This is a genomic window from Mycobacterium sp. 1245805.9, assembly GCF_001672915.1.
Taxonomy (GTDB): Bacteria; Actinomycetota; Actinomycetes; order Mycobacteriales; family Mycobacteriaceae; genus Mycobacterium.
Map to the genome: position 1 here is coordinate 1 of NZ_LZKR01000134.1, position 7,584 is coordinate 7,584.

5 protein-coding genes and 2 pseudogenes are annotated in these 7,584 nt (G+C 71.9%); 2 read left to right on the forward strand and 5 right to left on the reverse strand.

Annotated features, from left to right (window positions below):
- The 5 genes and pseudogenes from A9X00_RS18750 to A9X00_RS18770 all read right to left on the reverse strand — a co-directional run.
- Positions 1-847 (reverse strand): annotated as a pseudogene (locus tag A9X00_RS18750) (hypothetical protein); the annotation flags it as partial.
- Between the two features lie 98 nt (positions 848-945).
- The gene (locus A9X00_RS18755; protein ID WP_067156666.1) at positions 946-2,211 is read right to left on the reverse strand and encodes an aminodeoxychorismate synthase component I; all 1,266 of its coding nucleotides are present in this window, start codon (positions 2,209-2,211) and stop codon (positions 946-948) included.
- Between the two features lie 16 nt (positions 2,212-2,227).
- Positions 2,228-3,130 (reverse strand): RNA polymerase sigma-70 factor, encoded by a 903-nt coding sequence (locus tag A9X00_RS18760; RefSeq protein WP_067156667.1) that lies wholly within the window; start codon positions 3,128-3,130, stop codon positions 2,228-2,230.
- On the reverse strand, positions 3,127-4,314 hold the full coding sequence (locus A9X00_RS18765) for an NAD(P)/FAD-dependent oxidoreductase (protein ID WP_067156669.1): 1,188 nt from the start codon (positions 4,312-4,314) through the stop codon (positions 3,127-3,129). The genes A9X00_RS18760 and A9X00_RS18765 overlap by 4 nt, the downstream gene beginning before the upstream one ends.
- Before the next feature lie 88 nt (positions 4,315-4,402).
- The gene (locus A9X00_RS18770; protein WP_067156676.1) at positions 4,403-5,197 is read right to left on the reverse strand and encodes an FkbM family methyltransferase; all 795 of its coding nucleotides are present in this window, start codon (positions 5,195-5,197) and stop codon (positions 4,403-4,405) included.
- Positions 5,198-5,446: 249 nt separating this feature from the next.
- Between A9X00_RS18770 and A9X00_RS18775 the strand changes: the two genes are divergently transcribed.
- Both A9X00_RS18775 and A9X00_RS18780 read left to right on the forward strand, forming a co-directional pair.
- Positions 5,447-7,312, forward strand: coding sequence for a bifunctional diguanylate cyclase/phosphodiesterase (locus tag A9X00_RS18775; RefSeq protein ID WP_067156679.1), 1,866 nt, complete (start codon positions 5,447-5,449; stop codon positions 7,310-7,312).
- 11 nt (positions 7,313-7,323) lie between these two features.
- Positions 7,324-7,584, forward strand: a pseudogene (locus A9X00_RS18780) (hypothetical protein); the annotation flags it as partial.

Sequence of the window (7,584 nt, forward strand, 5' to 3'; positions counted from 1 at the left end):
GGCACAAAGTGGTCCGGCCTCTATTTCGTGCTGTTCTTCGGCGCGGAGTCGCTGGAGTGCATCGCGGCCCGGCGGGGAGCGGGGGCAGCGGCGGAGCGGCGGGAAGAGCCGGCAGCGCCGCGGGGACCGCGGGCAGCCCCGGGAGGGCCGCCGGCGAGGCCGCCAACACCGCCGGGATGGCCGCCGCCGCGCCCGGGACGGCCGCCGCGGCGGCGGGAAGGGGAAGAACCGGCAGGCTCGGGACGCCCAGGGTGAAGTTGGCCGGGAGCAGGCCGGCGTTCTTGAGGTAGACGAGCGCGATGGCGGCGGTGGACAGCGTGCCCACGACGCCGGTTCCGACGCCGACCACGGTGGTTCCCACGCCCACCACTCCTTGGACGATCGACAAGGCGGTTGCGGCCCCGGCGGGTGCGGCCTGGATCGCGGCCGCGCCTTCTAAGGCGCCGGGAAGTTGCGGCAGGACCCCAGCCGCGGCGTCGGGCAAACCCGAGTCGAACCCGCCCGGGAACGACGCGGCCGGTGCGCCACCTCCCGATCCGCCCGCCCCGGGCACCGCGCGAATCGCGGACCCGCCGGGCGTGGCGGGTCCGCCGGGCACCGACGGATTGGTGGCCTCCGCGACCGGCTTGGGGGCGTCCCCGGTGTTCGCGGCCGGGGCGGCCTGCGTGCCGGGCGCCGACGGCGGCGTCTCGGGCATCAGGACCGACGCCACCTTCTGGCAGGGGGCCCCGCCATTGCCGCAGGGTCCCGCGGCCGGCAGCGGCGTGCTGACCGAGGTCAGGGGCGTGACCGCCAGCGTCCCGCCCATCAGGGCGGACGCGACGGCGCCCAGGACAGCGATTCTCATGACGGCCCCCTCCGGCAGTCGACTCGCGATCGGCGCGGGTCAATCCCTGAAGCTTAAGCAAAAGCGCCACGTGGCGTGGGGTGTTAGCCGAAATTCACCTAGCCGGCCTGGGCCGGACACGAACCGGCCGCGGCGACCAACGGCAGCCCGACGATCGGGGCCGCCTTGTGCAGGCATTCCTCCCATTCGGCGTCGGGATCGGAGTCGGCGGTGATCCCGCCGCCGACGCCCAGCACCGCGCCGCCGTCCGCGTCGAACTCGACGGTGCGGATCGCGACGTTCAGCTCGCATCCGGCGATCGGGGAGGCCAAACCCACTGTCCCGCAGTAGATGCCGCGGCGGCGGTGCTCCCACTGCGAAATCAGTTGCCGCGCACGGAGTTTGGGGGTACCCGTGACCGACGCCGGGGGAAAGGCGGCGTCCAGCAACGCCGACGTCGGCAGCTCGAGGGGGACGCGCGCCGACACCGTGGACACCAGGTGCCACACGCCCGGCGCCCGGCGCACCACCAACAGCTCGGGCACGGTGACCGTGCCGACGGTCGCCACGCGGCCCAGGTCGTTGCGGACCAGGTCCACAATCATGATGTTTTCCGCGACGTCCTTGGCCGACGCCCGCAGCGCCGAGGGCCAGGCATCGAGCGGCAACGTGCCCTTGATGGGGCTGGACGTCACGACCGCGCCGCGACGGCGCAGGAAAAGCTCCGGGGACAGCGACGCCACCGCCCCCCACGGCCCCGCGACGTAGGCCGCCCGGGCCGGGAAGGTGCGCGTCACGCCGTCGACGAAGAAATCCAGCGAAGCCCCGCTGACCGACCCGGTGAATTGCGTGCATACGCAGGCCTGATACACCTCGCCGGCGCGGATCGCCGCCAAACAGGCCAGGACCCCGCCGCGATGCGCGGCCCGGTCGGGGCCGCCCCAGTCGATGCGGCAATCGCGCGGCGGCGCCGGCCCGGCCGCCAACGCGGCGCCCAGCCAGCCCGGCATCGGCGCGCCGGACAGGCTTTCGTACCACCAGACCCCGTCGCGGTCGCGGCGCAGGACGCAGTCGGTCCAGCCCCCGGCGGCGTCGGGGATCCGGTTTCCCCGGCCGTCGGCGCCGGGATCGGGATAGGAGAGGTAGCCGACCCATCCGCCGCCGACCGCCTCCGACCCTTGCGCGGGCGTGCCCAGCGGGACGGCGAAGGCGTCGTCGACGCCGACCGGTCGCGCGGACACGCTGGGCGCGATCACCGCCAGCGAACCGAACCACTCGCCGGTCAGCGCCGCCGGCGGCGGCAACTCGAGCCGGTCGGTGGCATCGCCGACGGCGCGCAGCACCCGGGGCGCGGCGCCGAGGTCGCCAAGCCGGTCGGTTCGCACCGCCCTAGTCTGCCGCCTAGCCGCGGCTGATGTCGCGAGCGGTGGCCAGGGCCGCCAGCTTCTCCGGATTGCGCATCACGTAGAAGTTGGTGATCTTGTCGCCGGCGATCTCCAGCGTGATCACCCCTTCGAGCTGTTCGCCGAGGTAGAGCAGCACGGCCGGGGCGCTGTTGCAGGTCACCATGTCCACGCGCGCCCCGGCCATGGCGGAGGCCTTGCGGATCAGCCCCACGATCGCCCGGGCCACCCGATCGGCGCCGACCACCGGGCGGCGGGCGGCGCTGACGATGCCGCCGCTGTCGGCCGTCCAGGTGGCGTCCGGGGCCAGCATCGACATCAGCGCCCCCACGTCGCCGCTGGCGGCCGTGGCCAGGAACTGGGCGGTGATTTCGGCGTTGCGTTCCGGGTCCGCCGTATCGAAGCGCTTCCGCCGCGCCCGCACGTGTTCGCGTGCGCGGTGCGCGACCTGACGCACGGTCGGCGCGGGCTTGCCGACCGCCTCGGCGATCTCGCCGTAGTCGAAGCCGAACACCTCGCGCAGCACGAACACCGCCCGCTCGTCGGGACTCAGGGTCTCCAGCAACACCAGCATCGCCATCGAAACCGATTCCGCCAGAACGACATCGGCCGAGGGGTCCTGGTCGTCGAGGAGCAGGGGCTCGGGCAGCCACGGCCCCACGTACTCCTCGCGGCGGCGCGCGTCGGCCCGCAGCGCGTTGAGCGCCTGCCGGGTGACCAGTTGGGCCAGATACGACTTGGTGTCGCGCACGGCCGACAGGTCCACGTCGGCCCACCGCAGGTAGCTGTCCTGCAGCACGTCGTCGGCCTCGGTCGCCGAGCCGAGGATCTCGTAGGCGATCGTGAACAGCAACGGGCGCAACATCGTGAACCGGTCGGCGTGCTCCGACGGGCCGCTCATTGCAGCGCGACCTGCTCGTCGGCCCGCGTCTGCTGCAGCCGCCGGCCGCCCTTGAGCCAGAAGTACGAGCCGGGCTTGGCGGCCTCGCGGCGAATGAACCACAGCGCGCCCTTGCAGACCGCCTCCTTCACCGACGCCGCGAACCGGCCCCCGACGTACAGCTCCACCGGGGTGTCGTCCTTGCGGGCGAGCTGGATGGTGCCGTGCGAGCGGCCCAGGCTGATGCACTGGCCGGTGAAGGCCTGGTCCAGCGGCGCCGGGGGTTCTCCCGCGATGCGGCTGAGCACCGTGTTGGCCGCCTGGACCCCGAGCGGGCCGGCGGCCTGGCAGCTCATCCGCAGCGGCTGCCCGGATGGCACGGCCGCGTCGCCCGCGGCGACGATGCGTGGGTCGTCGACGCTGGTCAGCGTCTCGTCGGTGAGCAGCCGGCCCAGCGCGTCGGTGCTCAGCCCGCTGCGCGCGGCCAGGTCCGGCACGGCGAAGCCCGCCGTCCACACCGTCGCCGCGCTGGGCAGCACAACGCCGTCGGTGAGCACCACCGCGTCCCAGCGCACCTCGGTGGCGCAGGCGGATTCGAGCACGTTGACGTCGAGGGCGCGCAGCTGCTTGGCCACGGACCGCCGGCCCTTCTCGCTCAGCGAGGGGCCGAGGATGCCGCCGCAGACCAGGGTCACCGGGCGCCCCAGCTCGGCCAGCTCGGACGCGGTCTCGATGCCGGTCAGCCCGCCGCCCACGACGGTGACGGGCGAACCCAGCGGCAGGTCGGCGAGCGCGTACCGCAATTTTTGCGCGCTTTCCAGGTCGGCGACGGAGTGCGCGTACTCGGCCGCGCCCGGCACGGTCAGCGGCATCGCGCCGGTGCTGCCGACGGCGTAGATCAGGTAGTCGTAGTCCAGCTCGGCGCCTGAGGCCAGCACCAGGCGGCGGTCGGCGGCCTCGATGCGCTCGACGGCGTCGATCACCAGCCCGATGCCCTCGCCCAGCAGCGCGTCGTAGTCGGCGATCGCCGCGCTGGTGTTGGCGACCAGCTGGTGCAGGCGGATCCGCTCCACGAACACGGGGCGGGGGTTGACCAGGGTGATGTCGACGTTGGGGCGCTGGCGCAGGTGATTGGCGGCCAGCGTTCCGGCGTATCCGCCGCCGACGACGACGACGTGGGTTCTTGGGGCGGCCGGCTGGGTCATTTCTGTCTCCTCATCTCACAGGGCTCGTGCCCTTGAGACACCGCCGGCCGCCCGACCGTGACAGTCCGGGGCGAGGCTGTGAGCTGTTTCACACGCCCTTCGGGACGAACACGAAATTGTTGACGTAGACCCCGCGCGCCGCCCAGCCGTCCTCGCGGCCGCCGATGTTGGCCGGGTCCTGGTGGCGGGCGGCGTCGAACTCCTCGACCGGCCGCCGGCCCTCACCGGTGTCGAAGTAGCCCTCGTACCCGAGTCCCGTCAGCAGCTCGGTGATCGCGGCGACGGCGCCCCGGTGATGGCGTTCCTCGGCCTCCACCAGGACGGCGGGCCGATTGCGCGCGAGCGTCTCGGTCGCGCCGCGCAGCACGGCCAGTTCGTGGCCCTCGACGTCGATCTTGACCAGGCCGACGTCGCACAGGCTCAGATCGTCGAGCCGCTTGACCGGAACCTCGATGCTCTGCACCGCGGCACCGCCCGCGTCGCCCAGGGCGTTGTCGGCATCGATCGTGCTGCGGCCCGGGTCGGATTCGACCACCCGCATCGTGGTGACGCCGGGCTTGTCGGAGAGCGCCACGGCCTCCACCCGGACCGGGGCGCCGACCGCGTCGAACATCGACGCCAGTTCGCGCGCCTGGGCCGGCCGGGGTTCGAACGCGATCACCGAGCGCGACGACGCGAGCATCGCGATCGTGAACTCGCCGACGTCGGCCCCGATGTCCAGCGAGACGCGGTCGGGATCGCACAGCGAGGCGACCAGTCGCACGTCCGGGCGGGCCTCGCCGAGCCGTTGCAGGATGCCGTACTTGCGTCGCCAGAACAGGCGGGGCGCCAACGTCTTTGCCGCCGGAGCGAGCCAACGTTTCGCCGTCCGTGCGACAGGCATCTGCGGTGGTCTCCCGTCTTGGTTGGGGGCTTTGGGGCCCGGGCTTGAGCGGGGCTGCGCCGGGTCGCACATGATACGCTTCGCATCTATTCGTGACCTGCCCCGGGCCGAACGCAGCCACCGCGAAAGTATGGGGCTCCCCAGTGCGCACCGGCGTGCATCGGGCGAGGCAAACTGGAAGACGAACACCCCCTGATTGGGCCCCCGAACGGGCCAAGCCCAGCTGGGACACGCCCATCGGAGGAGTCCTTGCCGCGCAGCCTGGATCTCGTCGTCACCTCCGTGGCCACCCAGCTGATGGAGGCGACGGGATCCACCGCGAAGCAGGTCAGCGAGAGGGTGCTCGCGCAGCTCGTTGAGCAGTTCGATCTCGACGCGTGCTTCCTGCGCCACCACGACCACGACATCCGCGCCTCGGTGCTGGTGGCCGAGTGGCCGCCGCGCACCGACGTTCCGGACCCGGATCCGCTGGCCGTCGTCCACTTCACCAGCGCCGACCCCGTACTCACCCAGTGCGAGCACGGCCGCAAGCCGGTCGTGATCCGGCCGGAGCAGAACAACCGCGGCCTGGGCCGCCGGCTGGGCGGGGGCAAGCAGCCGACGTCGCCCTCGGTGGCCGCCGCGCCCCTGGTGTCGGGCGAGGCGACCACGGGCGTGCTCGGCTTCGTCAAGAACGGCGCCCGCAAGTGGAAGCAAGAAGAGATCAACACGCTCGAGGCGATCGCCGCGCTGTTCGCGCAGCTGCAGGCGCGGATCGCCGCCGAAGAGAAGCTCCGCTACCTGGCCGAGCACGACGACCTGACCGGCCTGTACAACCGGCGGGCGCTGGTCGCGCACCTGTCCGAAAGGCTTGCTCCGGGTAGCCCCGGGCCGGTCGCCGTCTTGTACCTGGACCTGGACCGGCTCAAGCCGATCAACGACTACCTCGGCCACACCGCCGGCGACTGGTTCATTCGCGTGTTCGCGCAACGCATCCGGGTGTGCGCGGGCAACCAGAGCATGATCGCCCGGCTCGGCGGCGACGAGTTCGTCGTCATCCCGGACCAGCCGATGTCGACGGGGACGGCGGAGTCGTTCGCCCGCCGGCTGGGGGCGATGCTGCGCGAGCGGCTGGCCATCGGCGGACACATGATCACCCGCACCGTCAGCATCGGGCTCGCCGTGGGCATGCCGGGGCGCGACAACAGCACCGACCTGCTGCGCCGGGCCGACGAGGCCGTGCTGACCGCCAAGCGCGCGGGCGGCAACCAGGTAGCGCTGTCCACCGACGACATGTCGCTGAAAAGCGCCTTCCGCAACGACATTGAGCTGCACCTGCAGGGCGACATCGACAGCGAGGCGCTGCTGCTGCACTACCTGCCCGAGGTCGACCTGTGGACCGGCGCCATCGTGGCCGCGGAGGCACTGGTCCGCTGGCGGCACCCGATTTGGGGCTTGTTGCTGCCGGACTCGTTCATCGGGGTGGCCGAGTCGACCAACCTGGCCGGGGAGCTCGGCCGCTGGGTGATGCGAGCCGCCTGCGCCGAATTCAGCCGCTGGCGCGCCAACGGAGTGGGGCAGAGCGCGACTTTGCGCATCAACGTGTCGCCCATCCAACTGATCACCCGCGGTTTCGTGCGCAGCGTCGCCGACACCATCGACGAATTCGGCATCGACGCCGGATCGGTCTGCCTGGAGATCACCGAGCGCGCCGTGGTGCACGACATCGAAACCACCCGCAAGACCCTGCACGAGCTCAAGGAGGTCGGGGTCCAGATCGCCATCGACGACTTCGGCACCGGCTACGCGGTGCTGTCGCACCTGAAGTCCCTGCCGGTCGACATGCTCAAGATCGACACGGGGTTCGTCCGCGACCTCGGCACCAACGCCGGCGACCTGGCGATCGTCCGCGCGATCATCGGTCTGGCCGAGGCGTTCGGCCTGCAACTCGTCGCCGAGGGCGTCGAGACACCCGCCGCCGCACTGACTTTGATGCAACACGGGTGCCACCGGGCGCAGGGCTTCCTGCTGTCCCGGCCCGTGCCGGGCAACGCGATGGAAGCGTTGCTGTCCGCGCGCTGGATGCCGATGCCGTTCCTCGCCGACCGCGAGGCACTGTCATTGGGCGCGATCTGACCCCGGTGGCGATGCTTCGTTCGTTCAAAAAGGGCGCGTGGGCCGTTCTCACGTGCACGGCGCTGCTGCTCAACGGGTGCGGCAGTCACCCCAATCCGGGACCGCTGTCCGCGATGGTCTTCCCGGCCATCCCGCCGACGGTTCAGGAGATCGCCAACCCGCTGCGCGGCCAGTACGAGGATTTGTTGGTTCCGCTTTTCCCGCAAGGCAATCCGGCACAGCAGCGATACCCGGCGTGGCCCGCGTCCTACGACGCCAGCCTGCGCGTCTCG